Annotated in this window: 35 protein-coding genes; 20 read left to right on the top strand and 15 right to left on the bottom strand. The window is 61.0% G+C overall.

The window, feature by feature from the left end; all coding sequences use genetic code 11:
* Nucleotides 1-108 precede the first annotated feature (108 nt).
* From WN72_RS05075 to WN72_RS05095, 5 genes are all read left to right on the top strand, one after another.
* Nucleotides 109-564 carry a low affinity iron permease family protein gene (locus WN72_RS05075; protein ID WP_092219582.1) on the top strand — a complete coding sequence of 152 codons (456 nt, stop codon included), beginning with the start codon at nucleotides 109-111 and terminating at the stop codon, nucleotides 562-564.
* Nucleotides 564-1,121, top strand: a complete 558-nt coding sequence (locus WN72_RS05080; protein WP_092219584.1) for a DUF1003 domain-containing protein — start codon at nucleotides 564-566, stop codon at nucleotides 1,119-1,121. The genes WN72_RS05075 and WN72_RS05080 overlap by 1 nt, the downstream gene beginning before the upstream one ends.
* 98 nt (nucleotides 1,122-1,219) lie before the next feature.
* A complete protein-coding gene (gene rnhB, locus WN72_RS05085; protein WP_194482983.1) occupies nucleotides 1,220-2,056 on the top strand; it encodes a ribonuclease HII in 837 nt (278 codons plus the stop codon).
* Nucleotides 2,057-2,476: 420 nt separating this feature from the next.
* Complete coding sequence (locus WN72_RS05090) at nucleotides 2,477-2,698, top strand: hypothetical protein (protein WP_092219650.1); 222 nt, start codon at nucleotides 2,477-2,479, stop codon at nucleotides 2,696-2,698.
* A 7-nt stretch (nucleotides 2,699-2,705) separates the two neighbouring features.
* Nucleotides 2,706-3,164 carry a hypothetical protein gene (locus WN72_RS05095; protein ID WP_092219588.1) on the top strand — a complete coding sequence of 153 codons (459 nt, stop codon included), beginning with the start codon at nucleotides 2,706-2,708 and terminating at the stop codon, nucleotides 3,162-3,164.
* A 440-nt stretch (nucleotides 3,165-3,604) separates the two neighbouring features.
* On the opposite strand, the gene WN72_RS05100 is transcribed toward WN72_RS05095, so the two are convergent.
* From WN72_RS05100 to WN72_RS05110, 3 genes are all read right to left on the bottom strand, one after another.
* Nucleotides 3,605-3,817: a hypothetical protein gene (locus WN72_RS05100; RefSeq protein WP_092219590.1), complete on the bottom strand. Its 213-nt coding sequence runs from the start codon at nucleotides 3,815-3,817 to the stop codon at nucleotides 3,605-3,607.
* Between the two features lie 421 nt (nucleotides 3,818-4,238).
* Complete coding sequence (locus WN72_RS05105; protein ID WP_092219592.1) at nucleotides 4,239-4,634, bottom strand: DUF1236 domain-containing protein; 396 nt, start codon at nucleotides 4,632-4,634, stop codon at nucleotides 4,239-4,241.
* Nucleotides 4,635-4,663: 29 nt separating this feature from the next.
* Nucleotides 4,664-4,921 carry a DUF6894 family protein gene (locus WN72_RS05110; protein WP_092219594.1) on the bottom strand — a complete coding sequence of 86 codons (258 nt, stop codon included), beginning with the start codon at nucleotides 4,919-4,921 and terminating at the stop codon, nucleotides 4,664-4,666.
* Between the two features lie 157 nt (nucleotides 4,922-5,078).
* Between WN72_RS05110 and WN72_RS05115 the strand changes: the two genes are divergently transcribed.
* The 3 genes from WN72_RS05115 (at nucleotide 5,079) to WN72_RS46605 (ending at nucleotide 6,945) form a co-directional block, all read left to right on the top strand.
* Nucleotides 5,079-5,348 (top strand): DUF3551 domain-containing protein, encoded by a 270-nt coding sequence (locus tag WN72_RS05115; protein WP_084334552.1) that lies wholly within the window; start codon nucleotides 5,079-5,081, stop codon nucleotides 5,346-5,348.
* Between the two features lie 784 nt (nucleotides 5,349-6,132).
* Nucleotides 6,133-6,666 (top strand): DUF992 domain-containing protein, encoded by a 534-nt coding sequence (locus WN72_RS05120; protein ID WP_244553963.1) that lies wholly within the window; start codon nucleotides 6,133-6,135, stop codon nucleotides 6,664-6,666.
* Nucleotides 6,667-6,687: 21 nt separating this feature from the next.
* Complete coding sequence (locus WN72_RS46605; protein WP_244553964.1) at nucleotides 6,688-6,945, top strand: response regulator transcription factor; 258 nt, start codon at nucleotides 6,688-6,690, stop codon at nucleotides 6,943-6,945.
* 504 nt (nucleotides 6,946-7,449) lie between these two features.
* On the opposite strand, the gene WN72_RS05130 is transcribed toward WN72_RS46605, so the two are convergent.
* Both WN72_RS05130 and WN72_RS05135 read right to left on the bottom strand, forming a co-directional pair.
* Nucleotides 7,450-7,599 carry a hypothetical protein gene (locus WN72_RS05130; protein WP_167381128.1) on the bottom strand — a complete coding sequence of 50 codons (150 nt, stop codon included), beginning with the start codon at nucleotides 7,597-7,599 and terminating at the stop codon, nucleotides 7,450-7,452.
* 158 nt (nucleotides 7,600-7,757) lie between these two features.
* On the bottom strand, nucleotides 7,758-8,183 hold the full coding sequence (locus WN72_RS05135; RefSeq protein ID WP_143130814.1) for a hypothetical protein: 426 nt from the start codon (nucleotides 8,181-8,183) through the stop codon (nucleotides 7,758-7,760).
* A 209-nt stretch (nucleotides 8,184-8,392) separates the two neighbouring features.
* Between WN72_RS05135 and WN72_RS05140 the strand changes: the two genes are divergently transcribed.
* From WN72_RS05140 to WN72_RS05150, 3 genes are all read left to right on the top strand, one after another.
* Entirely contained in the window at nucleotides 8,393-8,635 is a 243-nt protein-coding gene (locus tag WN72_RS05140) for a DUF6894 family protein (RefSeq protein WP_092219600.1), read from the top strand.
* A complete protein-coding gene (locus tag WN72_RS05145; protein WP_092219602.1) occupies nucleotides 8,632-8,943 on the top strand; it encodes a DUF1488 family protein in 312 nt (103 codons plus the stop codon). Before WN72_RS05140 ends, WN72_RS05145 begins: the two co-directional genes overlap by 4 nt.
* A gap of 587 nt (nucleotides 8,944-9,530) precedes the next feature.
* Nucleotides 9,531-9,695 (top strand): hypothetical protein, encoded by a 165-nt coding sequence (locus WN72_RS05150; RefSeq protein ID WP_167381129.1) that lies wholly within the window; start codon nucleotides 9,531-9,533, stop codon nucleotides 9,693-9,695.
* Between the two features lie 56 nt (nucleotides 9,696-9,751).
* Here the strand turns inward: WN72_RS05150 and WN72_RS05155 are convergent, their stop codons facing one another.
* Entirely contained in the window at nucleotides 9,752-10,690 is a 939-nt protein-coding gene (locus WN72_RS05155; protein WP_092219604.1) for a LysR family transcriptional regulator, read from the bottom strand.
* Between the two features lie 84 nt (nucleotides 10,691-10,774).
* On the opposite strand from WN72_RS05155, the gene WN72_RS05160 reads away from it, so the two are divergent.
* Together WN72_RS05160 and WN72_RS05165 are read left to right on the top strand one after the other, a co-directional pair.
* Nucleotides 10,775-11,335: a nuclear transport factor 2 family protein gene (locus tag WN72_RS05160; protein WP_092219606.1), complete on the top strand. Its 561-nt coding sequence runs from the start codon at nucleotides 10,775-10,777 to the stop codon at nucleotides 11,333-11,335.
* A gap of 528 nt (nucleotides 11,336-11,863) precedes the next feature.
* Nucleotides 11,864-12,205, top strand: a complete 342-nt coding sequence (locus WN72_RS05165; RefSeq protein WP_244553965.1) for an ATP-dependent DNA ligase — start codon at nucleotides 11,864-11,866, stop codon at nucleotides 12,203-12,205.
* A 1,229-nt stretch (nucleotides 12,206-13,434) separates the two neighbouring features.
* On the opposite strand, the gene WN72_RS05170 is transcribed toward WN72_RS05165, so the two are convergent.
* The 7 genes from WN72_RS05170 to WN72_RS05200 form a co-directional block, all read right to left on the bottom strand.
* Nucleotides 13,435-14,526 (bottom strand): HupE/UreJ family protein, encoded by a 1,092-nt coding sequence (locus WN72_RS05170; protein WP_092219609.1) that lies wholly within the window; start codon nucleotides 14,524-14,526, stop codon nucleotides 13,435-13,437.
* A complete protein-coding gene (locus tag WN72_RS05175) occupies nucleotides 14,523-15,599 on the bottom strand; it encodes a DUF4340 domain-containing protein (RefSeq protein WP_143130815.1) in 1,077 nt (358 codons plus the stop codon). The genes WN72_RS05170 and WN72_RS05175 overlap by 4 nt, the downstream gene beginning before the upstream one ends.
* Complete coding sequence (locus WN72_RS05180; protein ID WP_092219615.1) at nucleotides 15,581-17,182, bottom strand: Gldg family protein; 1,602 nt, start codon at nucleotides 17,180-17,182, stop codon at nucleotides 15,581-15,583. The genes WN72_RS05175 and WN72_RS05180 overlap by 19 nt, the downstream gene beginning before the upstream one ends.
* A 12-nt stretch (nucleotides 17,183-17,194) precedes the next feature.
* Nucleotides 17,195-17,896, bottom strand: coding sequence for an ABC transporter permease (locus WN72_RS05185; protein ID WP_092219619.1), 702 nt, complete (start codon nucleotides 17,894-17,896; stop codon nucleotides 17,195-17,197).
* Nucleotides 17,893-18,840: an ABC transporter ATP-binding protein gene (locus WN72_RS05190; RefSeq protein ID WP_092219622.1), complete on the bottom strand. Its 948-nt coding sequence runs from the start codon at nucleotides 18,838-18,840 to the stop codon at nucleotides 17,893-17,895. Before WN72_RS05190 ends, WN72_RS05185 begins: the two co-directional genes overlap by 4 nt.
* 110 nt (nucleotides 18,841-18,950) lie before the next feature.
* Entirely contained in the window at nucleotides 18,951-19,787 is an 837-nt protein-coding gene (locus tag WN72_RS05195; RefSeq protein ID WP_167381130.1) for an N-acyl homoserine lactonase family protein, read from the bottom strand.
* Nucleotides 19,788-19,951: 164 nt separating this feature from the next.
* On the bottom strand, nucleotides 19,952-20,272 hold the full coding sequence (locus tag WN72_RS05200; RefSeq protein WP_430640405.1) for a YbaK/EbsC family protein: 321 nt from the start codon (nucleotides 20,270-20,272) through the stop codon (nucleotides 19,952-19,954).
* 285 nt (nucleotides 20,273-20,557) lie between these two features.
* Between WN72_RS05200 and WN72_RS05205 the strand changes: the two genes are divergently transcribed.
* The gene (locus WN72_RS05205; protein ID WP_143130816.1) at nucleotides 20,558-20,770 is read left to right on the top strand and encodes a hypothetical protein; all 213 of its coding nucleotides are present in this window, start codon (nucleotides 20,558-20,560) and stop codon (nucleotides 20,768-20,770) included.
* 93 nt (nucleotides 20,771-20,863) lie between these two features.
* On the opposite strand, the gene WN72_RS05210 is transcribed toward WN72_RS05205, so the two are convergent.
* Nucleotides 20,864-21,079, bottom strand: a complete 216-nt coding sequence (locus WN72_RS05210; protein WP_092219626.1) for a DUF6894 family protein — start codon at nucleotides 21,077-21,079, stop codon at nucleotides 20,864-20,866.
* A gap of 97 nt (nucleotides 21,080-21,176) precedes the next feature.
* Nucleotides 21,177-21,428, bottom strand: a complete 252-nt coding sequence (locus tag WN72_RS05215; RefSeq protein WP_027561276.1) for a DUF6894 family protein — start codon at nucleotides 21,426-21,428, stop codon at nucleotides 21,177-21,179.
* Between the two features lie 1,033 nt (nucleotides 21,429-22,461).
* Between WN72_RS05215 and WN72_RS05220 the strand changes: the two genes are divergently transcribed.
* From WN72_RS05220 to WN72_RS05245, 6 genes are all read left to right on the top strand, one after another.
* On the top strand, nucleotides 22,462-22,917 hold the full coding sequence (locus tag WN72_RS05220; RefSeq protein WP_092219627.1) for an Hsp20 family protein: 456 nt from the start codon (nucleotides 22,462-22,464) through the stop codon (nucleotides 22,915-22,917).
* Nucleotides 22,918-23,001: 84 nt separating this feature from the next.
* The gene (locus WN72_RS05225) at nucleotides 23,002-23,322 is read left to right on the top strand and encodes a hypothetical protein (protein ID WP_092219654.1); all 321 of its coding nucleotides are present in this window, start codon (nucleotides 23,002-23,004) and stop codon (nucleotides 23,320-23,322) included.
* 22 nt (nucleotides 23,323-23,344) lie between these two features.
* Complete coding sequence (locus WN72_RS05230; protein ID WP_092219656.1) at nucleotides 23,345-23,569, top strand: hypothetical protein; 225 nt, start codon at nucleotides 23,345-23,347, stop codon at nucleotides 23,567-23,569.
* Complete coding sequence (locus tag WN72_RS05235; protein WP_092219629.1) at nucleotides 23,566-23,745, top strand: hypothetical protein; 180 nt, start codon at nucleotides 23,566-23,568, stop codon at nucleotides 23,743-23,745. The genes WN72_RS05230 and WN72_RS05235 overlap by 4 nt, the downstream gene beginning before the upstream one ends.
* Before the next feature lie 707 nt (nucleotides 23,746-24,452).
* Nucleotides 24,453-24,701 carry a hypothetical protein gene (locus WN72_RS05240; RefSeq protein WP_092219630.1) on the top strand — a complete coding sequence of 83 codons (249 nt, stop codon included), beginning with the start codon at nucleotides 24,453-24,455 and terminating at the stop codon, nucleotides 24,699-24,701.
* Between the two features lie 324 nt (nucleotides 24,702-25,025).
* The gene (locus WN72_RS05245; protein ID WP_167381131.1) at nucleotides 25,026-25,847 is read left to right on the top strand and encodes an ABC transporter substrate-binding protein; all 822 of its coding nucleotides are present in this window, start codon (nucleotides 25,026-25,028) and stop codon (nucleotides 25,845-25,847) included.
* Nucleotides 25,848-26,902: the final 1,055 nt, after the last annotated feature.

The raw sequence follows: 26,902 nt of genomic DNA on the forward strand, positions 1-26,902 counted from the left end.
GCGCGATTTTCGCCATCTGCCGGGGCAATGAGCAAATGAGGCTAAGGTTCCTTCGGATTGGAACTCTGTAGCGCGGCGCCGGTTGAGCAGGCGGCTGATGAGGGCGATATGACCGGCAAGGACAAAGGCGAGCCTTCGGGCGTATCGAAGTTCTTCGGCGATCTCGCCAACAAGACATCGCTTGCGGCCGGGAGGGCGTCGACCTTCATCCTCGCCGCAGGGATTGTGATTGTCTGGGGCGTCAGCGGCCCGATCTTTGGCTTCTCGGATACCTGGCAGCTCGTTATCAATACGGGGACGACCATCGTCACGTTCCTGATGGTCTTTCTCATTCAGAATTCTCAGAACCGGGACAGCGCCGCGATCCAGGTCAAGCTTGATGAGCTGATCCGCGTCAGCGAGGCCAGGAATTCTCTCGTCGGCATCGAACACCTGACGGATGACGAGCTGGAAGACATCCGCTCGAAATGCGAGGCGAGAGCGGCCGCGGAAAAAGTCGGTGAGGCGGCCGTCGACAAAACAGGCAAAGCGGCGCGGCGCGCGGCAGACCGGGTCGCCGGGTGATGAAGCCGGCCGGGGCAGACAGGAGCGCAAGCCCAGCCGAAAATATCGACGCCATACTGCGCCTCGAAAAAGAGGAAGAGCAGGACCTCGCCGCTTACCACCGGCTATTCCACTGGATCGGCTGGTTTGTCGGCACGACCCGGTTCATCGTGCTGCAATTCGCGATTGTCGCCGCCTGGATGGCGTTCAACGTCTGGCTCCCGCATCGCGCCATCGACGAATACCCGTTTCCGCTTCTTGCATTGATCCTAGCGCTCGAAGCCGTCGTCCTGACCTCATGCGTGCTGATCCGGCAGGGCACCATCGACCGCAGCCTTGAGCGCCGCGACCATCTCGAACTCCAGATCAATCTGCTTGCGGAACGCGAGGCGACGAGATCGCTCCGCATATTGCAGCGCATCGCGAAGCGCCTCGACTGCGACGATGACGACGATTGCGCGCCGGACGAACTCGCCCGCGAGACGTCGGTCGATGAGATCGCGAGGGATCTGAGGGCGCGCGAGAAGGGGAAGCCGGAGGCGACGGATAGCGATCGTTTTGCAAAGAGACCTCGGTAGATCGTCAGTCTGGGGCGATGCGGACAAGCGGAACCCGGTGTTCAGACATTCGCCATAAAGCCTGGCGACACGTCCACCTCTCTGCTATCGAGGTCGCCGTGACCCGCTATTCTCTCGAAGAACTTCGCCAGCGCTATGTTATCGAGGGCAGGCCGCTTGAGGCGAGCCTCGAAGAAATCCTGCGCGCCGACATGCGGGCGGGAGTGCGCTCGATCCTTGCCGCCATCGAAAAGCGGCGCTTCGAAAACCGGTCCGAAGGACAGCGGCTTCGGAAGATGCTGCGCTTCGAAACTCTTCTCTGGAACGAAGGGCAGGAAGCCATCGCTGGCGTCGATGAAGCCGGGATGAGCCCGCTGGCGGGACCGGTCGCGGCCGCCGCGGTCATATTGAAGCCCGGCACGCGCATCACCGGTATCGATGATTCAAAAAAGCTCGATGCAAACGCGCGCGAAGAATTGGCGATCGAAATCAAGGAAAAGGCGGTCTCCTGGTCTGTCGCGTTCGTCGAGGTCGAGGAGATCGACACCATCAACATCTACTGGGCCGGCATTCTTGCGATGCGGCGGGCGGTCGAGGGCCTGGGAGTAACGCCGCAGCATCTCCTGATCGACGCGAAACGGCTGAAAGACATCCCGCAGCAGGCGATTATCAAGGGCGACGCCAAATCCGCGAGCATCGCGGCAGCCTCCATTCTCGCCAAGGTCTCGCGCGACGCGCTGATGCGAACGCTCGACAGGCGTCACCCCGGGTACGGCTTCGCCGATCACAAGGGCTACCCGGTGCGCGCGCACTACGCGGCCCTGGCTGAGCTGGGGGCCTGCGACGCCCATAGACGTTCCTTCGGTCCTGTGCGCGAAGTCCTTGGCCTGCCGCCGCTGCCGCCCTGGCCCTCGCCATCTGAGCGCGCCAGTGCCCTGTCAGGACGAGAGGACTGAGGGCCTCCCGCCGCGGCCTTTGCCTGTTTCAGGGCGCTCGAAACCCGAGCATGCGGGCATTCCAGCCCAGACAGGCGAGGATTTCCGTGTTCTTGCGGGCGTCGCGGGCGCGTTCGGAAGAACACGGACTGTTGTCCCCCGAACAGGTATTCGCGCGATTTCGTGTCCCTGGCCGATTGATTCCGCCGGAATGGTGCAGAAGCAAGCCGCTAGCCCTAGAGAGCCTTCAGCGAATAACGCCAGCTCTTGGTCAAGCGGTTGCGTGTGGGTCCATACGTGTCGGCGCAGACATCGCCGTATGATCGTCAAAGGCACGCGATGTCGAGTAGCAGCATGGTACGCCTCACAGCCGCAGTCGCGAATTTAGGAACGAGGGCTTGGCTTCCACATTCCTCTTTGATGACAATCGGGAGCCTCAGCATGGCAATGCAAATCGTGATGGACCACAGCGGCGATAGCAGGCACTTCTTCGACAACTGCAATACAGAAGCATTGGCAGAGGCGGAGAGGCGCTTTCTGCAATTTACTCTGAAAGGATATACTGCGGCAGTGCGGAATGGCCCGGGTGAGGTAATTAGGATAACGGCGTTCGATCCGACAGCCGAAGAGACATTATTCTTCCCGCGGCTCGTGGGCGGGTGATGACCAAGTGAAAAGAAATGTTGATCGCATCGGCCCGTGGACTTTTCGAGGCCTCGCGGTTGGCAAGCTTTATCAAGCAGCTAAGGCCGAGAAAACGATTCAAGCTCGTGCGCTGCGGCTGCTGCGTTGTTGGCTTTCACCCGCGCAAAGGGCGGAGTTCGATAGCAAGGGATACTTCGATGTGGTAGGATGCGACAGCGGGAAGCGTTACCGCATCCGGCGGGGAACCTCCGGGAACGTCAACGAGATCGACGAGGACGGGCGGCTCGGCGCGGGCTGGTGTTTCGTGCCGCTGGGCGGCTTGGTAGAGGGCGACGTCATGCTCGCTCAAAAGATAGCTCTCGAGACAGACGAGGAGCGCACTTTAAGTGTCGCCAACAACTTCCCGGGACCGATCCGGTGGCGCCTACCCGGTAGCCGTCCATTAGAGAGGAGAGGTTCGAACGTACGTCTTTATCCAAGCTAAGGGCGCGGCGGCATCATTAAACGTCCGCCCATTGTCCGTAGGGGACTCGCGCCTGGAGCTTTGATTGAATTCCTAGGATCCGGCCAAAAGCCCAGAAGATCGACCCTAGCGAACACGCGATAGAATACAGTTGCGCCTATTACACCTGCTCGCTTTGCCTGAAATTATGGAATGATTCAGCAGAACTCCGGCTTGGCGAACGATCACGATGGCACCGAGCTGGTTGCTGGCGCGAGGGGGCCCTTGAGGTCGTAGAGTGCGAGCACGCGGACAGGCGGCGTCCATCAGGTCCCCGGATCGAGCCGATCGAGAAGCAGGTGCAAGCGAAGGACGAGCGGTGGGACTGCGCGGCGGCGGCCGACGCTCGCGTCAACTATCGGCGCTCGCCAGTTTGCGGCGAACAAGCCACCGATGACGCAAGACTAGCAATCCGAAGGGCGTCATCGTCGCTGGTCGGGAGGCAGCCTCGGATGCCCGACATGAATGAAATGAACCAGATCGGCGCGTTCATCGTACTCAAGCTCGTCCAGTGCGGTCTTGGCTGCGAGCACGCCGTTGCGCGCATCAATGACGGCGGTGATGTCCCTCGACGTATCTTCGTGCCAAGTTTTGCCAGGAGTGCAGAAGCAGATGCTGACCTCGAACAGCGGCATTCCCGTTTTCTCCCCTCTGGAATTCCCGTTGTGGTGTGGGATGGGAGAATTTACAACAGAAGCGAGCGGAAGTGAAGTCTTCGACAAGAAGCCTCGCTGGAGGAACGTTAACTGAAATCCGTTTGCCGCAGAGGTGAGGGGGCAGGAGCGCCTCGCGGTCAATGTGCTCTGCATCCGTCTCGCGCCAGGATTGGCCCCAGGTATTCGCCGAAGTCATCGAGCACGGGATAGATGTCCCGATCGGAACCGGGCACGATCGAGGGCGAGATACGCATGATACTTTGCTCCCCAACCCTTAATCCAAGCGGGATCGTGACAGGTGCGTCGAGATCGGCGGAAGCTCCGCGCGATGCATTCCCGGAGGACGGCCCCGAGCCGGGTTGAACATTGGAGACCGACTCTGCGCAAGAGGCAATCCGAGCTAGTTATTGCGTCGCAATGTCCCATCGATCACGTAAACCACGGTCTTGTCCATCCTATTCACGATCAAAAGTCTGTCGTGCATGATCGTGTAGTCGTATCCCTTCAGTGATGAAACTTCTGCGGCCACTTCATCGGGTATCGGCATCAGAGGAAGGTGGTTAGGCAAAGCCTCGCCGACAGGCACCGTCAATTGCGATCGCGGAGGATCAATTGGATAGGCGTTAACGTGTTGCCACACCGCCTTTTCCTGCTCGGGCGACAGGTGTAGGGCCGCCCCCGATACATTGTGCTGAGTATCGCTCGGCCCCGGCGCCGCATTATCCTGCGCGGCCGCTCCGATGGTACTCGCAGCCAGAATGACTGCCGCCAGCGCGATAGGCAAATGATGGGCCATGGCAGCTCCTCTTAGCGCTACGCTCTCACTTAGGAGAGAGTGCCGCTCTTACCGTCGGACGGTGCTGCGACCACTTCAATCGTCGCGGACACTGTCATGATCAGCGCCTCTTTCGACCGTACCTCGACGGAAAGTTTGTCAGTCAGTCCCCAGGGACTGTGGTCCCGTATTCCCTCGGCTAGGTATCTCATCGCAGCATCACGGGCGGCCGCGAGGTCAGAAAGCTCCTCACCGTCGTCGTCGCGGATTGTCCCGGCGAAGTCTTGATAATCGAAATAGAAGCGCATGCCCGGCCAACGCTGCTTTGGTCCGGGCGTTCCTAGGCCAGCCCCGCGAGCGGACCCAAAGGGACAATCTCCCGCCGCGACCCGCCCGTTGTTCCTACTAGCGGAGCAGCAGGTGTCCAATTAACTTGCTCGCTCTGATTGAGGGAGGAGTGTTCTGATGCGTGTCCCAGTCCTTGCAATTCTCGTGAGCGGCGCACTCTGCGCCGCCACATCCCTGCATGCGCAAACCTACGACCCCGCCTATCCGGTTTGCCTCCAAGTCTTTACGGGCGGCTTCATGGATTACTACTTCGAGTGCGCGTACACCAACATGGCCCAGTGTCAGGCCTCTGCATCAGGCCGCGCGGCGTCATGCGTGGTCAATCCTTACTACGCCGGGAAAGGCGGAAAGCCCGCTGTACGTCACAAGCGAACGCATCATCAGTAACCACCTTCGCCCCGCAACAACCGTGCGTAGGTTCCGCTCTCGTGCAATTCGAACCTGGCCTTCTCGACGGCGTACTTGACGCCTGCGCCGAACTCCGGAGCGTGTAGAGGTGGGGGCATCAAGAACGGACAAAAGATGGATTTCCCCGCTGATCCCAAAACAGGGGTCATAGTGAAAGAGAACGTAGACCATGAGCTGCGAGGCCAGTTCTGCTGGCGCGCCCCCCTCGGGTCGCCCTATCGATCGATCACCTTGAGGAACGGCGCCTCGTCACCCTCTCGGGCGGCGCCTTAAACCTGATCGGCATGCGCGAGACCTTGTCGTCATCGCTCATTGCGGCTTGTCCCGCGGCGATCTGAGCGTGGCGCGCTTGAACCATTCCTCGGTCGTTTCGGGCATCGTCTGCCCGCGACGCTCGCTATATACCGCTGGCGTGCCAAATCTGTGCCATGGTCGATCGCTGCCGGGTCAACCCAGCCGACGCCGGTCGGTGTCACAACGATGATCGCTCGAAATCCGCCGACATCGGGCAGCATAGATGTCTTGCGTTGGTTAGACGTTGTCTACGTCAACCAGCTCGGCGCGTTCATCGTACTCAAGCTCGTCGAGTGCGGTCTTGGCTGCGAGCACGCCGTTGCGCGCATCAATAACTGTGAACACCCATGACTTTACTCAGGGTTTTGCCGGATGGAATGAGCCAGCAGACGCTATATCTCGACATTTGTTGCTCTGATCCGCTGTGACACCGTGCAGCAGAGGCCCGCGCGGCAACTATAGAGCCGCCGTGATCGACGAATTGGAGGGGGCGATGCTAAAGGGCCTTCTTGCCGTGGGGATTTGCACGTTTTTACTCGCCGCACCCGCGCATGCGCAAAGGCAACCGGTTCGAGTGGGCGGACTCACTTGCGAGACCGGGCCGAGAGTTGGATTATTGATTAGCTCGCGACAGCGGATGAATTGCGTCTTCCGCTCAAATACAGGACAGCTCTATCGCTATCTGGGCAGGATTACTCGCCTGGGTGTGGATGTCGGCATCACGGGAGGGGGAAGGCTATTTTGGAGCGTCCTTGCGCCGACGAGCCATATCGGTCCTGGCACATTGCGAGGAGCGTTCGTAGGCGTCGGCGGGAACGCGTCCCTTGGCATAGGAATGGGCGCGAATGTACTCGTAGGAGGATCCAACCGCACGATCTCGCTGCAACCGTTGTCGGTCGAAGGGGTATTCGGCTTGAATTTGGCGTTGGGCGTCGGGCTCAAGGCTCTTTTAGCTCTCACTTATGCTCCTGCACATGCCTCGTCGAAGATAGCCTTAATCTGAGTGCCCAACGCATCGGTTGTTATGCCCGGCCAGTGTCTACGGCAACGAGCGGATTGGGAGGTGGTCACTGAGGTCAATGATGGCGCCAAGGCGATCGCTGCTGCGATCGAGAGCTGGCCTCACGTCGCCATTCTTGACTTCTCGATGCCACGCATGACGGGCGTCGAGGCGGCCCGGCGGATCAGGGATCACCTCGCAGACAGAGATTCTGATCTTCACCGTGATAATTCGGGCTTGATCGCGAGGTGTTCGAGGCAAGCGCGCGCGCATTCCGAGTGAAGTCGGATGCGAACACGCTGCTGCTGGCTGCAGCCGAATCGTTTGTGCACTCAGAGCTGTGTGAACGAGTTCGATTGCGGATCGGACGCCGACGGCGGGGGCCACCACGAACTCACGGCGCGCGGCCGCGATGTGCAAGCTACAGGTGAACTCGACGGCGGGGCTGGTGCGGTACGCGGTTCGGGGCTTGAGGCCTGAACGGTGACATCGGCGAGCCGCCGGAGGAAGTATCGCTTCGTCCGATCCACTGGCAGGCTACTCATGAATTCAGCTGCATTCGAACGAAGGCTGAAGCGTCACCATTGTATATGCAGAAGCCGCCTCCGAACCTGCCGCTGTGCCGATGATAACCCATCCGCAACTGCGGTCCTTGCACTAGCAGAGACTGGCGCGACATATCAGTGATCGGGACAAATAGGACCCCTGTTTGCGCGTTTTATCGGATGTCACGAGAGTTGCGGCTAGTCTAGACAGATCGCTCGGAATGGGAAACAATCCGTCAAGCTAAAGCACAAGATGCGGGTTCAACGTTTCCCGAACTGCAGGATCGCGTGAAGGAGGCATGATGACCATGCCTGCGTTGGCAAGGATTTCCCTGAACTGCGCGCTGATCAGGATCGCACCCAGGTCAGGACCGTTCTCGGGCCGTTCCATGATTATCTGCCGGCAGCATCCCGCAAGAGCGTGCATCGCCCCTGGGTGGCGAGTTCGCGTCTTTGCTCATCATAGTGACGACTGACTGCCTCATCGATATCTCACCGAGTTGCTGGGCGCTTGCCGCATATTGCTCAGCCGTCAACTTGTCGGTCATCTCATGGCCCTTTGGCAAATGGAAACTCAATGAGCGGCTTGTCTCTGACGACGCCTGCACTCCACCGGGTGTAGTGGAAAATTGGGCCGAGGGGAGGCGGATCCTCTAGCCTGCCGCTACCTATGTTGATTGTGACCGTCTCCATCTTTCGCAGCGCCGCTCTCAGATAGAAGTTACCTCCGACGCTGGTAATTTCGCCCAGCTCGATCGCGGCGCCGAACGCGAGGCTTGCCGCATCAGTCCTTATGCGGATGTCGTCGACCACCAGCAGGTTTTGTGACAGACCGCCCGTAATCACCCAAGGGCTTCGACCATCACCCGCAGTTTTTTCGGAATGAGAGAAACCCGACCGGACATGTCCGAAGGCCCGTAAAAGGAGGGCTGATGTCACGACCACGTCCTCGCCATCCAGGTCGCGATCGATCAATAGGCCGAGGGCCGCGCCGGGCTACTGTGAGTTCTTCCTCAACAAGCCGTTCTTTTCTCAAAACGAGACTAGTTGTTGATGGGTATCGGCCTTCTGCTTCTGCTCGGTGTCAGCTTCTACGGGACTTTTTGGTTGATCGACTACTATCTCGGCAGCGCCTCGCTGGGTTAGGTCCTGCGAAGGAACGAGCGGCATCTTTCAGCGTTTTGATGGGCATGCCGCGCTACTTTTTCGATCTTCACGACGACCTCGGTCTCACCATTGATGATGCCGGCGAGGATCTACCAAACCTGGCCGCCGCCCGCGGCGCTGCCCTGAGAGCCCTCGCTGAAGCCATTCGGACCAAAAGCGAAATCCGCGCAGAGATGGGGCCGATGTCGGTCATCGTGAGGACGCAGATTGCTCGCGTCCTGACCGTCTCGGCGTCGATCGAAATCAGCATGACATCGTGAGCGCGAGTTCCAAGTTGCCCCTTTCACCCGACCCCTCCGGCGAGTTCGAGCAGGCAGCACCTGAAGCCATCCTGTTCGCGATGTTCGACGGCGACGACCGCATCGCCTGCCGGGTCGACTGGTCCGCTTTGCGCGATCGCGCGATCGCGGACGGTACCGATCCAAACGACTTAGCCGGCACGTTTAAGAGGCACCGAGCGACGATCGAGCAGATAGCAAGCGAACAGTTCGACGCGGGCACTGAGATGCCCACTGTTTGGAGCGGGACGCCAGCGGCCCCTTGGGGCGAGCGATCGAGCAGTCCCTGAGGGAGCGGGCGGCTAGGAACCAACGTTTCTCCCCAGCGGTTGACTTTTTCACATGGAGAAGGTCATGAACCGCACATTTATTTTTGTCCTCGCTCTGATCCTCGGGACCTCCCCGGTGTTGGCACAAGGCGGAGGTGGCGCCGGAGGCGGTGGGGGCGGAGCAGCGTCCGGCGGCGCTTCTGGAAGCAGCGGGGCAAGCTCGGGCGCAGCAGGAACGTCGAGCGCTGGAACTGCTGGCACGACCGGAGGAAATACAGCTACGCCCATCAATCCGGGCAGCGCACCTTTCTCTAATCCGATCGGGCAAGGCACCCCACCAGCGGCTTCAAACGGTAACCAGAACAACGGTCAGAGCTCTTCTTCGACGCAAGCTCCGCAATCCCCCACACCGACGGGCAAGCAGGCTTCGCCGGGTGGCACGGTCGCTGCGGAGCAAAAGGCAGCGACCCAAGGAACCAACACTGCCGCGCCGGACAGCGCCGCAGGCGCTGGCGCTGTGGGTGCGCCCGGGGTTGGCGTGGGCCACACAGCGAACGGCAAGCCAATCGGCACCACAGGATCAGGGGCCGGCTCGCCGGAGCAACCCATTGGCTCAGGCAACCGGTAATCAGGACAGAAGCTCAGGCCCGCCCCTCCTGCGGGCTTTTTGCTGCCTTGAAGTTGCAGCGATGCAAGATGACCTTCTCGAACGCGCTGCCCGCATGATTGCCGAGAGCAAGAAGCTCAAAGAGTGGACCGAGCAGATCCGGTAGCAGATCGAGCGAAGAGACGCGTCTTTTAGATATCAGCGAGATATTTTAGGTGTGACTCAGCCACCTTCGCCAATTTGTTGCATCAGCCACCCAATGCCGGCATCCATTATTGCGGCCTTGGTCGCGACGGCCTGGATCAGATCGGACTTGCGCTTGAGAGGAAGTTCGACGGCAGCCAGGGCGAAGCGGGGTGCGTGTCGCTCCACGAGCCGGCGCGGCAACGCCGCGATCAGATCGGAGCTTGAAAGGTGGGGAAGGGCCATCATGAACGTCGGCACGGTCAGGGCAATGCGGCGTTGCAGCCCGCGCTTTGCCAACAGTTCATCGACAAAGCCGTGTGGACTGCCGTCGAGCGATACGAGGAGGTGATGAGCGCTGCAGAATGCGGGGAGTGTCGGTGTGCGGGCGAACACGTGGCCCTTGCGCATCGCGACCACGAAATCCTCCTCATAGAGCTTCCGCGCCTCGAAGCGGGCCGGCACCATACGCAGGGGCAGCATGGCGATGTCGATCTCGCGCCTTTCCAGCTTCTGGAGGCTCGCCTGCCAGGGATGCTCCTCGGAGCCGACGTGCCGCACGGGCATCAGGTGGATGAGGCTGATGTCGACGCGGGGGGCCTTCCTGCTGAGGCGCTCCAGTAATGGGAGCATCAGCGACGCCATGATCGCGTCCGGTGCGCCAACCACGAAACGGCGACTGCTCGTTGCCGCGTCGAAGGGGACAGCCGACGCGATCACGCGTCCCACGCGCGCCAGGATGTCAGCCACCGGCTCGCCAAGTTCCAGCGCGCGCGCTGTCGGTACGACGCCCTTCGGCGTCCGCAAGAAAAGCGGGTCATTCAAAAGATGTCGCAGCCGTCCCAGCGAGTGGCTCACGGCGGATGGCGTAAGGTTCAGCCGGCCCGCTGCGCGCCCGACATGACCCTCCTCCAGGACAGTCTGGAAGAGCACGAGCAGATTCAGATCAATTCTCGATAGAGAAATATGGTTCAGCATATCGTTGAAATCATATCACTGGCTTCAGGTACGACAAGGCTCCAAGGTTGGTCATGCTAAATAGCTTGAGAGGAAGACGCGCAAATGCCTGAACAAAATAGCGAGGCGCCAAGCACACTATCGCGGCGGGCGGCAATCACGGCAGTCGCTGCCGTACCGCTGTCGGTGGCCGAGCTTGCGCTTGGGCCGGCGGCTGCCGGCGACGAGGTGACCCAACTTATCAAACGCGCCGCCGAGAAGAACGCGGCCTTCATGCGCGGCGACATGGATCGCTGGTTCAGTCTTGCCCGTCTCGCGCCGGACTTCACGCTGATGCAGCCGTTCGGTGGCGAAGCCAGCCACGGCTTCGATGCCAGCCCTCCGCGATTGGCGGAGTTAGCTCGGTTCTTCAGGAGCGGCGAAACCAGCCTGGAAGTCGCGCAGACTTACGCGTCGGGTAGGTTCATCGTTCTCGTCATGGTGGAGCGGCAACAAGCCGAGGTTGGCGGCTTACCCAATCAGGACTGGTCGTTACGCGTCACCGAAGTCTATCGCAATGACGGTTCTGAATGGCAGCTGGTACATCGTCATGCCGATCCGCTCGTCCGTCGCATTGCCTTGCAGCAGGCGGCGACACTTGCTCGCGGCGGCCACCAAAACGAATGATGACAATAGCGGTGCGGTCAGGCGAATCCGCTCCGGGAGATCGCTGTGGCGACCGCACGCCGATTTGCCGATGTTGTGCTAGCCAGCGCCCGCCGTCGAGTGCACGTCATTGCGAAATGGCCCTTAGCGGGCCTTGGTCTTCGTCGGCGCGACGTCCGCTTGCAAAGGTGGAACAGACGGGTGCTGCAATTGAGATACGTCAAAGGTCGCCTTGCGTGAACAGCCAAATAATTCGGGACACTTTATCGCACCGCGTTCGCTTGCCGTTCGGCTGGCGTTCTCGTTGACCTTGGAAATACAACCGGAAAACGCGATTGCGGTTGTGTCTGAGAACACGCTGGAACTCCGGCGGCGATTTTGCGTTCGTGACTCATTGATTGAGGTAGTAGACTGCCCATGGTTGGCCGAAACCCAACGGCGGACTTTTTGTGAGTTGCGTGAGTGGCAAAGCGTACCAAGGCACCGGCACAAAAGCCGGAGGCTCCTCCGATACCGGGGTTCATTGCGCCCCAGCTCGCGACCCTCAAGATGAAGGCGCCTTTCGGGCGCCCGGTGTATTCACGAAGTCAAATAGGACGGCTACGCATCCAGCTTCGCATCGACGGAGATGATCGTCGCGCCTACACGCGAAACGGCCACAACTGGGTCCACAAATTCTCCGTCATCGCCGGTGCTTTCGACCTCGAAGGTCAGGCGATCGTTGACGGCGAGGTCGTCGTCATTCATGAGGGCCGCACGAACTTCTCAGAACTGCAGGCCGATCTCGCTCGAGGCGACCAAGATCGGCTCGTCGACTTCGTCTTCGATCTCCTTTGGCTTGATGGCCAAGACCTCCGGAAACTTCCCAGCTTGCCAGGAAGAAGCTACTGAAGGAGCTGATCGAGAGCAATAGCATCAAGGAGCCTAGCCTCCCCCGCCGGCCACCTTCCTAGGTCGCAGAACCTACAAGCCGTTCCTCAAAACAACTGGATGAATGACTGTCTCGGAGGCATATTTCGGGCATGGCTCACCTTGAGAACTGCAAAACCATCCTCCGGAACCTGATCGCCAAGGGCGACGCGAAATGCATCCCGTTGGCTGAGCGAGCCGATAACGACTACTTGGAAGCGACCCCTACCGCGGCTAGAGTGGCCTTCGGCTGATCCAACTGGACGTACTAGCCCAGTCGGAGGCCGTACCAGGCGCGCTGCACAACTTTGCGGAGGCAGTGAACGCCTACTTCAAAAAAAGCCAACGGAGGAGTAGGTCGCCTCAGCTAGGATCTCTCATTCGCGCCAACAAAAGAAATGGCCGCCGTCGGTTTGCAAGCCCTCATTTCCATGTAGAAACGATTTATTGGACACACTGTACAATTTTATACTGTGGGCGTGACTGCCCCGCGCGACGGTGTCAACCGGCGCCCGGCTGAGTCGGTCGTCGGGCGGTCTCGGTGCGTCTCGGACCAGCCCCGGAGATGCCCGGGACCGTTCCCCGAAACAAATACGCCGCCCGCTTAAAATTGAGCGCGGGCGGCGGCGTTCCAGCCCGGGGGAAAGCAATTCCCCGGTATCGGATTTGTCAACACGACCCGTGCTAAGGTTCGGTGACATCGCAAAGATATAACGAGGGGGCGCCTCAGTTGGCGGCCTTGTTAGCGGCTCTTTCGGAGGCCCACGATGCAAGCCGCTCGTCACCTCGCTCGAAGTCGGGTCGCACGTCGGTGCCGTGGTGGCTGCACGCTGACAGTCGAACCGACGCTCAAGGTCGGATCTGTGCATCCGGTCAGCGATCGGCGTTCAGAGCTAGTGGTGTTCGCAAGGCAGAAGACCCAAACGTCACGCATGGCGGTTAGTGATCGAGATTCTCGTCGTCCTCGATGGCCGTCGCTGACGCACGGAACGCCGGCCTAAGGCAAGGCCGGGGGCCTTGGAAGCCGAGCGTGCGGCCCGCGCGACGCCCCCTTCCTAGTGAGGAATACTGTCAAGCGCTCGGCTCCGACCGCTCCGCAAGTCATGCAGCTGCAGCAATGGTTCGCCTCGCGGCACGAAAGGATGCGGGCCGGGCTTGCTATGCCGCTGCCCGGGCATCAAGAATACTCGGGATGATGAATCCGCGACGCGTCAGGCCTCGACCATGCGCATGAAAAGCCAATAGCCGCTGAGCAGGCTGATCACAGCGGATACGGCATAGACCAGCCCAGTCGCTCTCATCGGCTTGGCGCGGTCAGTCGTGATCAGCCGGTCGAACAGGTCGAGCACCGGGAGCACGATCGCGACGATCGCGACTTGGCCGATTTCGACACCGATATTGAAGGCCGCAAGCGCCGGCACGATCGCATCCGTCGGCAGACCGACCTCATGAAGCGCTCCGGCGAAGCCGAAGCCATGGATTAGGCCGAACAGGAAGGCCACGCGCCAGCGCCTGTCTATGTCGCGCGAGAAGAAGTTCTCAACGGCAACGAACATAATCGAGGCCGCGATCGCTGGCTCCACAACGCGGCTCGGGATCACGACGAGGTCGAGCGCCGCCAGCGACAGCGTGATCGAATGGGCGACGGTGAAGGCGGTGACGATCTTGATGACCGGAACGAGCCGGCGCGCCCACAGCACGACCGCGATCAGAAAGGCGATGTGATCGTAGCCGAGAAAGATGTGCTCGATACCGGTGAGGAGATAGCGTTGCATTGTCGACCCTAGCGGCGGCGCCGGCGCCGAGAGTGTGACGGTGGTATTGCCGGCATCGAGCAGCGCCTGCGCTTCGGACTTGCCCTGCGTGACCAGAACCACCTGGCGCGCGGTCGGATCCTTCTCGGTCAGGACGGTTGAGCGATAGACGATGTCGCCGGCAACGCCCTCGCAGGCAAAGCTGTTGCGATAGATGACACCGTCCCCATCGGCCAGGATGGCCGGAATCCCGGGGGCGCAGGCCGTCCCTTCGGTCCCCGATACGGCGAGATGTGCCTTCATGTAGGCGAGGATCGACCCAGCGGCCGCATCGACCGCGCCGGGATCGACCACGTCTTCCTTTGCGTCGTAGATCTTGGTGCCGATGAGCCGGTCCATGTCGCTGCCCTTGAGCGCGACCTCGACGGTCACGGTGCGATCGGTGGTCAGCGCCACGCGCGCTGTCGAAAGGTTGACCTGATGCGCGCGAACCGGCGCGCCCAAGCTGAGCAGAACAAAGCCGAGCAGCAGGAGGCGAGCTAAGTTCACGATCCCGCTCCGATGGCACGGAGCAGCTCCGTCAAGCGGCGCATCTCGAACTCGGCGACGGTGACCACCGCGCCATTGGGCGCGAGCCGTGCGTAGCGGTCGAGACTATCGGCGGATACGCCGAACTCTAGTCTTGCCAGCGGCGCGGCCGCATCGCGCGAGAACACCAGCACGATGAGGGTCGGCAGGTTGAGCCCATAGCGGGCGACTTGCGACGGATCAGCCGGTCCGACGCGCGTCTCGACTGCGGCGGAATCGAACGCGCGTAGCGCCGCGTCGATGACGCGGGCCTGCTCGGGATCGGCGACGTGCACAACATTACCGGCGGCGTGGTTGTGCTGGCCGAGGTGCCGGAACCAGTTACCGTCAATGTCACGCTCGAAGCGGGTGAGCTTGCCCGCGAAGACGATCTCGAACGCCCACACCTGCGCCACAGAGATGGGCAGCAACAAGCTCTTGCCACGGCTTGCGGCATCCGGCCCAGTCGGGCCGCGCAGGCGGCGCGCCATATCGAACGTAACCCACCACTCCTCGCCGAAATGACGCGGCATCAGGTACACAGCGGGACGCCCGGCGATGCGGACATAATGAGAGGTGCTCGCCGGATTGAGCGCGCCCAAATTCACGGAGATCGTCGAACCATCGGCCGTCTCGATCACGGCCACGGTTGCGGGCGGGTCGAGCCCAAATGCAGCGAATTTTTCCACAGCGAGCTCGGCGGCCGGAATTTCGCGCGCGGGCTCGCTGACGGCGACTAGCCGCAGCGCCGTTTCGAGATGCGATCCGAGCTCGGCCGGCACGGCGCCATCCATCCCCTCGATCATCCACTCGCCGGCTTTGCGAAGCAGGACAACGCTCCCGCGACCCGAACGAATCTCCACCCGCCGCGCGTCGGCGGGCGCGATGGTCACGAGGCCCTTCGGCGCAAATGCGACCTTGCTGCGCAGCTCCGGCCATCGCCCGCTAACGATCAGGACACCCAGCAGCGCCAGCAGGCACACAGCGAGGAGCGGCATCAGCCATCGGGTCATCCCGCGCTCAGCCGCCCCGTCCGTCACCGTCGCCTCCACCACATCGCAACACCGAACAGAGCCGTGCTCAGCGGCAGCAGCACCTCCAGCACGATGAAAGTGTCGCGCATCTGGGTGCTGGTCAACACGATCTCCGGCAGCTTGAAGGTCTGCGGTGCGACGCTCGGCGTGGCATCATCCTCGGCAAGCCAGCGCAGCATGGCAAGCGACAGCTCGCCATTGGAGACGTAGGGAAAATATTCGTTGCTTGCGAACTTGCTGGTGCCGGCCACGACGAGACGGAAGCGCTTGCCCGGCGAGGCCTCCGGCCAGCTGCCTTCCAGCGCGACCGCCAGCGGCTGTGCGCTCCGCCGCGTGTTCGTCGCGTCTCTCTCCGTCGCGGCGGGAGCAGACTTGGGCGAGCGCAAATAGCTATCCTGGCTGCTCGCAGCAAGCACGATCAAGCTGACCCCGGACGGCGGCTGCGCCACCGCGATCGGCCGCGCCTGCGGAAACACGGTCAGCGCCAGACGCTTCGTGATCGGGTGCGGCGGATAATAGGGCACGGCGACCTTGTCCGCATCGGTACGGAAATGATTGAGGGGATCGATGACGATCATGGCCTCGCTCGATAGTCCGACGGGCTTGAGCAGCAATCGCTCGAAATCGCCATCGAGCTGGGACAGCGGATCGATCAGGAGCAGAAGCCTGCCTCCACCTCTTACATAATCGCCGAGCAGCGCCGCCTCTTCAGCGGCAAAGGCTGTGCGCGGGCCGATGTCGGCGACCACCGAGCAGTCAGTTGGAATTCTGGACGCCGTCGCCGTGACGAGCTCGCGCATCTCGAAGCCGATCTGGTCGAGGGCAAGCAAGAGCCGGTCGAGTTGCTCGGGCGCCGTTTCCAGCACGTCGCCGGCGCCCGGCGCCTCGTGCCCCTTCAAAGTCTCGACATGGCTGAAATGAAAATGCGAAGGCAGCGGGCGGAACGTCTCGCCGTGGCCGGTGACGAAGCACACAGTCTCCACGTGCTTGCGCAGCACGCGCAACGCCGCATAGCCGATGCGGGCGGGATCGATGACGTTTTCGGCCAGGATCTTGCGATCGTCGGCCTGCAGCACGGCGGTGTTGTAGGCGCGCACACCGAGGTCGCGGGCAAGGCCGGGCTCCTTGTCGAGATCAATCGCGCGGAAGGCGAGCAGCGGATGATTCCGCGACGCGGTCTGAACGAGGTCGCGGACCGCAATCGCGTTGGCATCGCTCGCATTGTAGAAATAGGTCAGCGCGAGCGGTGTGCGCAGTTGCGAAATCACGTCAGTGAGCTGTCGCGGCGGCGTATTGCGACCTTCCCGGCTGACGTCAAAATGCACGTCGTGGCGATAGAGCGCCGTGTTGGCGCCGAAGACCGCCGCGATCGCCGCGACAACGATCGACGCGTTCCCGATCCAGGCCGACCAGCGCGAGCCGCCGCCGCGCAAAGGGAGTCGGATTGCCAGCATGAAGAGTGCGAACAGCGCGAAAGCGCAGGCGACGAACAAGAGGATGTTCGATGCAGTCTCGCCGAGCCCCGCGAATCCGAGCGCGCCGCAGAGGATGGCGCCAACCGCCAGGACGAGGAGAGCGACATTCGATCTAACAGATCCGCTCATCGCCTGCGCCTCTCACCGCCGTGCCAGTGCGCGGGCTGTCAACAGCAGCGTCAGCAGGGTGACGCTGAGGAAGAAGCCCACGTCGGACAGATAGATCGAGCCGACGGCGAAGGGGCGGAAATGGACCGAGAGCGACAGGTTCACCACCAGCGTGTCCGCGGGGCTCGGCAGCAGCCAGCCGAAATTGTCGATGATCCAGAGCAGGAGGAACACGCTGAGCGAGATCAGCGCGGCGATCACCTGGTTGGCCGTCAGCGCCGAGGCCAACAGGCCTGTGCCGACCAGTGCCGATCCGAACAGCAGCAACCCGAAATAGCCGCTGTAGATCGGCCCGAAATCAGGATCGCCGAACCAGGCGAGCGCGGCCGCGTAGGCCCCCGACAGCACGAGCATGACCACGATCAGGCTCATCGCCGCCAAGAACTTCGCCAGCACTATCGCGACTTCGGAGAGCGGGGCGGTCAGGAGAACCTCCAGCGTCTTGAGCTTCCGCTCTTCCGCGAACAGTCGCATGGTGATCAGCGGTACGGTCAGCATGAACAGCACGAACATCTGGAAGAAGATGTGCACCATGCTGGGCTGGTGGCTAAGGAACAGGGTGAGCGTGAAGCTGTAGCCCATGATCAGCAGGAACACCGTCATCAGCACGTAGGCGATCGGTGAGGAGAACAGCGCCGTCGCTTCCTTCCCGAGCAGCACCGCGAAGCTTCTCATGCGGCCGCCTCCGGTCGCCGGGTGAGATTGAGAAACACCCGCTCGAGATCGGGCCGCAGCTCGGTCAGCTCGCGCACCGGGATTTGCGCGGCGACCAGTGCGGAGACCAGCTCGGCTGCGAGCGACGGACGCCGCTGCGCCCTGACGAGGAAGCGTCCGGCACCCTCGGGATCCGCGACAACCTCGCGCACGCCGGCGACGACCTTCGCCGCGCCGTGGACGGCCTCTTCCGACGCGTCTACCGACAGGCGCAACGTTTGATCCTGTGTGGCATCTTTCAGCGCATCGGACGTCAAGAGCACGCCGTCGAGCAGGATCATCACGCGCGAGGCAATTTTCTCGATCTCGGGCAGGATGTGCGAGGCCAGCAACACGGTGTGGCGTCCGGCCAGCGACTGGATCAGGTCGCGCACGCCGATCACCTGGTGCGGATCGAGCCCGCTGGTCGGCTCGTCCAGCACCAGAACTTTTGGATCGCCCAGGAGAGCCTGCGCGATCGAGACACGCTGGCGAAAGCCACGGGACAGTTTGCCAGTCGTGAGCCTCATGACGCGCGCAAGGTCCAGCCGATCCGCCGCCTCGTCGATCGCGGCCCTCGCCTTCGGCCCGTGCAACCCCTTGATACCGGCCATGAAATGCAGGAATTCGTCGACCCGCATGTGGTCGTAGAGCGGTGCATCTTCCGGCACATAGCTGATGGCGCGACGCACGCCGAGGGAATCCTCGACCACGTCGTGGCCGGCGATCTCGATACGTCCCGAGGTTTGAACCAGGTAGCCCGTGAGCATGCGGAAGATCGTGCTCTTGCCGGACCCGTTCGGCCCGAGCAGGCCGACAATCTCCCCCGGCGCGATCGCAAAGGACACGTCGGCGACGGCGCGTCGCGGCCCGTACCATTTTGTGACGCGCTCGGCGAGAACGACCGGAGAGTCAGCCGGAAGCATGGAACGTTTAGACCCCCTCTGGCCGGCACCGCGCAAGACTAGCGAGCAAAATCCCGGGCGCGAAGGCCCGGGATGACGACTCCTGCGGGATGTCCCCAGGCTACTACCACTCACTCGTAGAATTCGGGCGAGTGCTTGTGCGCCTTGAAAGTATCGGGGTCGTGGGCATAGATGATGTCGGCGCCCTCGGTGTCGCGAACCCGCTTCACCCAGGCGTAGGCATCGAGCATGCCGACAGGATCATAGACGCTGCCGATGCTCGGCAGGATGTTCTTGTCCAGGTTCTCCTGAAGATAAACAGCGTCGCTGGTCAGCACTACCGTGCCAGTTTTCGGCAGGCGCACCACCAGGATCTGGCTTCCGGGCGTGTGCGACACGGTGCGGTGGATGAAGACGCTATTGTCTCCGAACAGGTCGAGATCGCCGTCGAGCTCGATGGTCTTGTACTTGGATGGCATCCCCCCGCCGACGCTGTTGCGCAGCATGGCGAAATCGTCAGAGATGAAGAAGGTCGCGTAGCCCGGCGCAGGCCAGAACGCGTTCCTCATCTCGTCGCGCTGGTACACGAAGGTCGAATCCAGGAACTTGCCGATGTTGCCGGCGTGATCGACGTGGAAATGACCGAGGATGACATATTTGATGTCAGATGGCGTGACGTTGATCTTGGAAAGCTGAGCGTCGATGGCGATGTCGGGCGAACGACCCGGATCAAGCGCCTTCACGAACGGCCCCCAATAGTCGGGGTCCTTGATAATGCGGTCGTTGTTGCCGCAATCGAACAGCACATCGCCCTTGGGGTGTCGGATCAGGAAGAAGCCGACAGGAATTTGGACCTTGCCGCTACTGCCGTTCTGAATGATCGACTTGTCGAGATTGAGCGCTCCCGAAGAGAAGACGTAGAGCTTCATCTCCTTTGGCGGTTCAGCGGCCGTCGCGATTGCCGACATAAAAAAAAGTCCTACGGCCAGCGAGCCAAGGACTCTTAACGCAGTCGCCCGCATGTCGTCCTCCCTGTTTTCCCCGCGGTTTTTTTCAGCGGATATAGCATTCTACCATAGTTTGATGCGGCTGTGCAGGGCTCAATGGACGCGAGCGGGCGAATAAAATAAAGCTACGCGAGGCCTGACATTTTTGTGCGGCGCAATTGTCTCACCAATGACCCCGTCCTGCTCAGGCGACGACGCTGGCCACGACTGCCTTCAGAACGTCGCGCACGTCGGCGGGTTTGAGCCGAACCTGCTAAGCCACGTTGACCGCCATTGATATAGACCTGCTCCTGCCCAAGTGCGCCCTGCTCAGCCACGGTGCGCACGAGTCTTCCTTGCCCGAAAGGGCTGATCCCGCCGATCTTGAAGCCCGCAACGCGTTCCGCCTCAGGCGGCTTCATCATCTGCGCCGACTTACCACCGCCGGCAGCGGCGAACTTCTTCATAGAGAATTTCCTGGCCGGACAGGACAATGACCGGACCGGCTTCCACCACCGGCTTCAGCGTCTTCAATGCGCGCCGAGTGCTGCAGTCCGTGCTCTCGGGGCCGGATCGTAGTCGTCGGTGTGAACGGCGAAGGCAACGCCGACCGCGAGCGCGTGCGTTGCGTGGGGTGGCTTTGGACATGCGCGATGTCTAGCACCAGTTGCGAGGAGCGAAGCGAGGACTTATGTTCCTGCGGCTGTCTACACGCCGATGTACAATCAATTCGTCAGCAAAAGGAACATGCGATGGGACTGAAGCGCGGGCGGTTCAAGCAGATAGATTCTCTCGAGGCGCGGCTTGAGCAATTTGCCCAGGATATGCGTAAGCGCGCAGACGGAAAGCCGGCGGGAGACGAACGTAACGCCTTGCTCAAGCGAGCACGTAATGCAGATCAAGGAATCGACATCGAGCGGACTTCGTCAAGAACACTAGGAACGCCCAAAAGAGAAGCGATTTAGCTTGGCTCCTCCCTGCTCCCGTTGTGAGGAAGGCGCTGTGACCGAGACTGCGATCTAGCACGGGGCTCCGTCTACACTAGCTCTCTTCGAGAGCTACTGCAGCGCTGGCCCGCAGCACGACACGACGATGGTGTCCCGTACGACCACCTTTGTTGTACCTGTTGAACATTCGTTTGCGCCATCCAGGATTGCTTGTGCGAGAGCTTCCATCGCGAGTCGCCGCACGGCATCGGTGCCAGTAAGGTCAATGCCGTCGTCATCCATGGTAATTTCGCGGGTATCATGAATATCGAAGAAGAACCTCGGCATGGCTCAGACAATCGCGCGGCCAATTCGAAGTTCCTAGTTTTTTCGGTCAAAGTCTCTCCCCCGGCCGACAGCTGGTGGGTCGGTCTTTGCCGTTGCTCTAGTTTGACCTCAGGGCCTCGACCTCGAACGTGAGCTTGACCTGCATCAGGGGTCCCAATTCATCGCGGACCTCAATAGCCATGTCTTGCCGACCGATCGCGGGCGGGAAGCTGTGGAGTGCGTCGCGAGCCATGTCGGCGAGCGACTTGGCAGCTTCGGCCTGCACAGCTCGAAAACTGGAAAGCTCCAAGCCTTCTTCATCCACAGCGACGACATCGTCTTCCAGCAGGTCGAAAAAGTAACGCGGCATGGCAAGCATCCTTGTTCGCTGGACAGCAATTGGTGTCCGTTTGGACGTGCATCAGCAAAGCACAGGCACTGTCGTCAAACACTTCAGGGCAATTACTGACAGTAATTTTTCGGAACTCAAAAGCTGATATTTGCTAATTTTGAGTGGCCCACTCATGCCGATGCTCGAGCCCAGGTGAAGCGCGCCTAAATCCTAGTACGCGCGAGATGGAGCTTGAAAGCGGTCGTCGTTCGAGCCAATCCTGAGGGCGCGAATGGCTGGCATCCGCGCTCATGAGGCTCACGCCAAGAGCCAAGCCGCGACCGAAGTCAGCACGCAAAAGAGAAAGTAAAGCCATGCGGTCATCGCGGCCGTGACTGAGACGAGGAAAAGCACCTGGACCAGACCCTCGCCGAGTGCCGGTCGTGATTTTTGATGTGAGGGTGTCTTGGCTTGACCGGAACGCATTGAACTAACCATTCGGGAAAAACATGCAATGCGGTCGATGCGAGATTATTTCTGTCTGCGGGCGCCTTTTTGTGCGCGGGAGCCGTTCCCTACATGCGTCCGCTCAGGGGGGCGTAGCGTCTCATACTGTCGAAGCTCTCGAGGACGCGGCCGAACGCCGCGAGCTCCAGTGTTCGCAGCGACCGGTGCGATAAGCGCGATCGCTGTTCGCGGCGTTCCTGGTCGGCCTCTGGGTCGCGTGCCGGCGCTAGTTTCGGAGGCTTGCCGCGGAAGCTCAAGACGTTCGGAGCGGGAGTGACGCGAGAAGGCGATGGCGAAAGCGCAGGTGCCCCTCGACGCCGTCGAGCGGCAGCACGCGGCCAGGCTGCGGGCGGCGCTCAGGAAGGTCGGGAATAGCAGTTTTAACCATCGCGCTTCCTCGTGCAAAAAAAAATCGTTTGTGGGTCTTGAAACTTTTCTCTGGCTTCCAAATTTTTTCGGCGTCGTCGTACGACGATCGGGATGCCGTTCGGGTCCCGCCATTGAGACGGGCACCGGTCGTGTCCGGTGCCGCTCGTAACCATTTTGCTCCCAGGAGGATCTGGCTATGCGCACTGTTGATTTTTCGCCCCTGTTCCGGTCGGCCATCGGCTTCGACCGTCTTTTCGATCTCGCCGAAGCCGCCCAGCGCGCGGGCGAGGAAACCTATCCCCCCTACAACATCGAGCGTCTCGACGAGAACCGCTTCCTGATCTCGGTGGCGCTCGCCGGTTTCAGCCCGGACGAAGTCGTCCTGACGGTCGAGCAGAACGTCCTGACGCTCGAAGGCCACAAGAGCGAGAAGGAGGGCAAGACCTTCCTGCATCGCGGCATCTCCGCTCGCCACTTCAAGCGCCAGTTCACGCTGGCCGACCACGTCGAGGTCAAGGGCGCCAGCTTCGAGAATGGCCTGCTGGTCATCGATCTGCAGCGGGAGATCCCCGAGGCGATGAAGCCGCGTCGCATTGCGATCAACGGCGCCGTGCCGAGTAACGTGGCGCAGATCGAATCCAAGGCGGCCTGAGGCCATCCTGCTGATCAGCGACCAAAGCCGCGCGGGCCTTCCGCGCGGCTCTCCCCTCAACTCGTCTTGGAAATGGAGGAAGCCATGCGGCCGACGACCGCTTTTCACGACAACGTTGTCGATCTCAACGCCATCATCCATCCCGGTACGGTTTTCGAGCATCCCCGGGACGTGGTCTCTCATCCTTCTCTCAGCCCGTCCGAGAAACGTGCCATCCTGGCTTCGAGGGCATCGGACGCTTCTGCGATCGCATCGTGCCCGTCACTGCGGGCCCCCGAGGGGCTGAAGGCGCCGGTCACGATCGACGAGATTTTGGAGGCGCTTTGCGCGCTTGACGAAGGCCCCCGGCATCCTCCCGGGGGCAATCCGATGCGCTTGCGGTCGGTCGAGCGTGCAGCGGCCTAGGAGACGGTGAGGAGTGACGAAGATGCTCGATGAAGAACTTGCCCGCATCCGTGCGCACCGCAACAACGTCCACCGCTATCGAAGACTTCTAAAGACGCGGCTCTCGGCCCTCGAGCGCCAGTTCATCGAAAGGCGTCTCTCCGAGGAGAGCTCGGCCCTGGAGGCGTTGACTAGTCAGACGTTTCCCATCGCGCTCACCATGCCCGCGACAGCGGTCTTGCCCGCGACAACGGGGGCTGCGCCATGATTGCCGTGCGGGACATGCTGATCCGCGGCAGCGAGAAGGTCATAGCTCACTATCGGCTGCTGCTCGCCCACGCCACGACCGAGAAGGAGCGAGAACTTTACCCGAGCCGGATCGAACGCGAGCAGCGGCTTCTGGACCAGCTCTACGGCGGCTTGCCGGGACGGATCGCGGCATGAACACTCGAACCGGCGAAGAGAACTACGCGGGCTTCGATGTCGTGTTGAAGCGACGCGGGCGCGGCCGATGGAAGTGGGCCGTCTGCGCAGCTGGAGGCGAGGTCGTGATGTCCGGCTCGGAGTGCAGCCGCGCTGCCGCTAGGTACAAGGCGGAGCGCGCGCTGTTTCTCCTGCTCTGCGCAAGCGCGTCGCGGGTGGGGTCCGTCGGAGGGCGGACCATAGGCTGGGGCTTGCCGCGGCCATAGTGCTAGGAACGTTCAACATCGCTGGCAGGTTGTCCGCTAAACGCTTTTGCCAGGGAAGCCAATCTTGTTTGCCAGGGACGCCAATCTTGGAAGGCAGCGCGAGAAGGGAGCGACCTTTCGAACTGGTAGCGTGTACCCGCCCGCCGGCTGTCAGGTCGGCGGGTTCTTCGCTCGAACTCCTCCATCGGATCTGTCCGTAGGCGTCGGTGGCTTAGAAACCTTATTGTGCTCCCGCCTTCACAGCGAAGGGAGTGCCAGCTATGGCCGAACACCCCAACGTCGCTCGCCTGCAGGACCTGGCCGTGCGGATCGCCACACAGAACGCCAGAATGCGCGACGTCGTGGCCTCGAGCCGTTGAGGCGCTTAGCCTCCCCTCGCCGGATACCTTCCTAGGTCGCAGAACCTACGAGCCGTTCCCAAAAGAACTGGATGAATGACTGTCTCTTAGGCATATTTCGGGCATGCCTCACCTCGAGAACTGCAAAACCATCCTCCGGAAGCTGATCGCCAAGGGCGACGCGAAATGCATCCCGTTGGCTGAGCGAGCCATTAACGACTACTTGGAAGCGACCCCTGCCGCGGCTCGCAAGAGTGGCCTTCCGCCGATCCAGCTGGACGTACTAGCCCAGTCCGAGGCCGTACTAGGCGCGCTGCACAACTTTGCGGAGGCAGTGAACGCCTACATCGAAAAAAAGCTAACGGAGGAGTAGGTCGCCTCAGCTAGGGTCTCTCATTGGCCGGCCTAAGGCGAGGCCGGGTGCTTGGAAGCCGAGCATGCGGCCCGCGCGACGCCCCCCTCCTACGCGGAGTTGGTCGAAACCACAGATGGTCGTAAGCTGACGAAGTCCACGCGCCATGCTATTTGTCCGCGGCAGCAATCAACGGCAGTGATCGTCATGGATTGCACAATCTCACGTCGACTGGTGCTTGTTGGCTGCCTGAGCCTTTGCATGCGGAAAGCCTGCGCTCAAAAAACGCGCGTCTGGCGCGTAGCATACCTTGCATCCGGGCGAGCGTCGGTCACCGTTCCAGTCATGAAAGAGACCCTTCGCCAACTCGGATACCAAGAGGGCAGAAATCTCGTTTTCGATGTTCGGGACGCTAATGGTCGTTATTCAGAGCTCCCCGAACTTATGCAACAGCTTCTTTCGCTGAAGCCCGATGTGATCGTTGCGGAGGCCACTCCCGCGATAGCGGTAGCCCAGATGGCCACATCATCGATTCCCATCGTCATGTCCCCATCGACCGATCCGATTAGCTCCGGGTTCATCAGGAGTTTCGCACGTCCGGGCGGCAACATCACAGGCGTCGCCAACATGTTTGGCGATACCACAGCCAAGACGCTTGATATCATTCGACTCGTATTCACGGGTGCGAAGAACCTCGCTGTCTTGATTTCAAATAACCCGACGCACCCGCAGCTCTTCGAAGTCGCAAGCAAGGCCGCAGCCAGAATCGGGATGTCAGCCGGACGGTTTGTCGCGCCCAACCCTGAGGACCTGAAGAAGGCGTTTGCGGAGATGAAGGCTGGGAACGTCGACGTCGCGTATGTCCTTGCTGACCCGGTCAGGCCAGCGCTTCCGGCCGTCGCCCTCGAGCACGGCATTCCCACCGTCTTCCAGGTCAACAGCTACACCGAGCTCGGCGGCCTGATGAGTTATGGACCGGACATCCTACCGCTGTTCGTCATGGCGGCCCATTATGTGGATCGCATCTTGAAGGGCGGCACCCCTGCCGAAATGCCCGTCCAGCAGCCGACCAAATTCGTTTTCGCCGTTAATCTGCGAACCGCAAAGGCTCTCGGCCTGACGATTCCTGAAACCGTGCTGGCGATGGCTGATAAGGTGATAGAATAGCTTAGATCTGGAGGCATGCGCGAAAGGGTGGCGCGAGACCTATCCGTCTCCCGCTCTCGCGCGGGACGACGAAGGCCGCAGCAAGGTCAATCGCTGCGGCCCGCGCGCGGTCAAATGAACCGGGTGAAACGATCTACGTGAACTATTCAACCAACCCCGGTCCGACGATTATCCACCCCGGCTTTCCGGATCGCATTGCTCTATGTGAATTGGTTAGGAAATATTAGGAAGCTGTGCGAAAGCGAGCCTGCGGCTACGTGGTAGCTGCTTTTTCCGTGCCTAATTTGCCGTTGCGTATCGTTTGGTACTCCACGATCCAATGTCCCTGCTACTATTTCCCGATCAGAGCGGGCGACCATGGATCGGCTGAAGAAAGCGTTGGGGCATCTCGAAGCCCAAGACTGTCCGAATTGCCGAATTACCATGAGATGGTTTCGCTCGGAGTTGGTGCCAGACACCCCCGATCCGTTAATCGCCCACCTCTTTCTTTGCCCGAACTGCAAACGCGTTCAGCGGACCGATACAAAGCTCACACCGGTTCGCGTCCCGCCTGACAAACAGTCAGCTCCTCGCTTTCGTGTGATCGCAGGTGGAAGGTAAGGCTGGCTCAGTTTGCTGGCCTGCAACGATTATTGTGCGGGCCCAAAGTCCATTCGCGCGAACGCGCTTTCTCACCTGAGACAACGAAAGCTGGCCGGAGTTTATCGCGGGGTACCTTATTCGCTCATCCGTTCTGGATCCCACTCTTGGAATTGGAGATTCGAAACGGGCGGCGAGACGCGAAGCAACAGACAAATGCCCGTCTCGCCTTGTTAGCTGAGCGTCGCGTCCAAATGATCATCGATCGCGAGCTTGCATCGAAGTCTAGGGGCCTAGGCCTCGGCAGCCTAGTTGGTCCGGGCGAGGGATACGTTTTTCGAACGTGGAGCAGCACCTCGCTTTGGAGGCGCTTTGGGTTTAATGCCGTTCTGCTCGTCGAACTGCTTTATCCAGGATTGAATGTAGCGAGGATCATCGGGGCACAGCCGCTCAAGTAAACGAAGATTCTGCGCTCG

The organism is Bradyrhizobium arachidis, assembly GCF_015291705.1.
Classification (GTDB): Bacteria; Pseudomonadota; Alphaproteobacteria; order Rhizobiales; family Xanthobacteraceae; genus Bradyrhizobium; species Bradyrhizobium arachidis.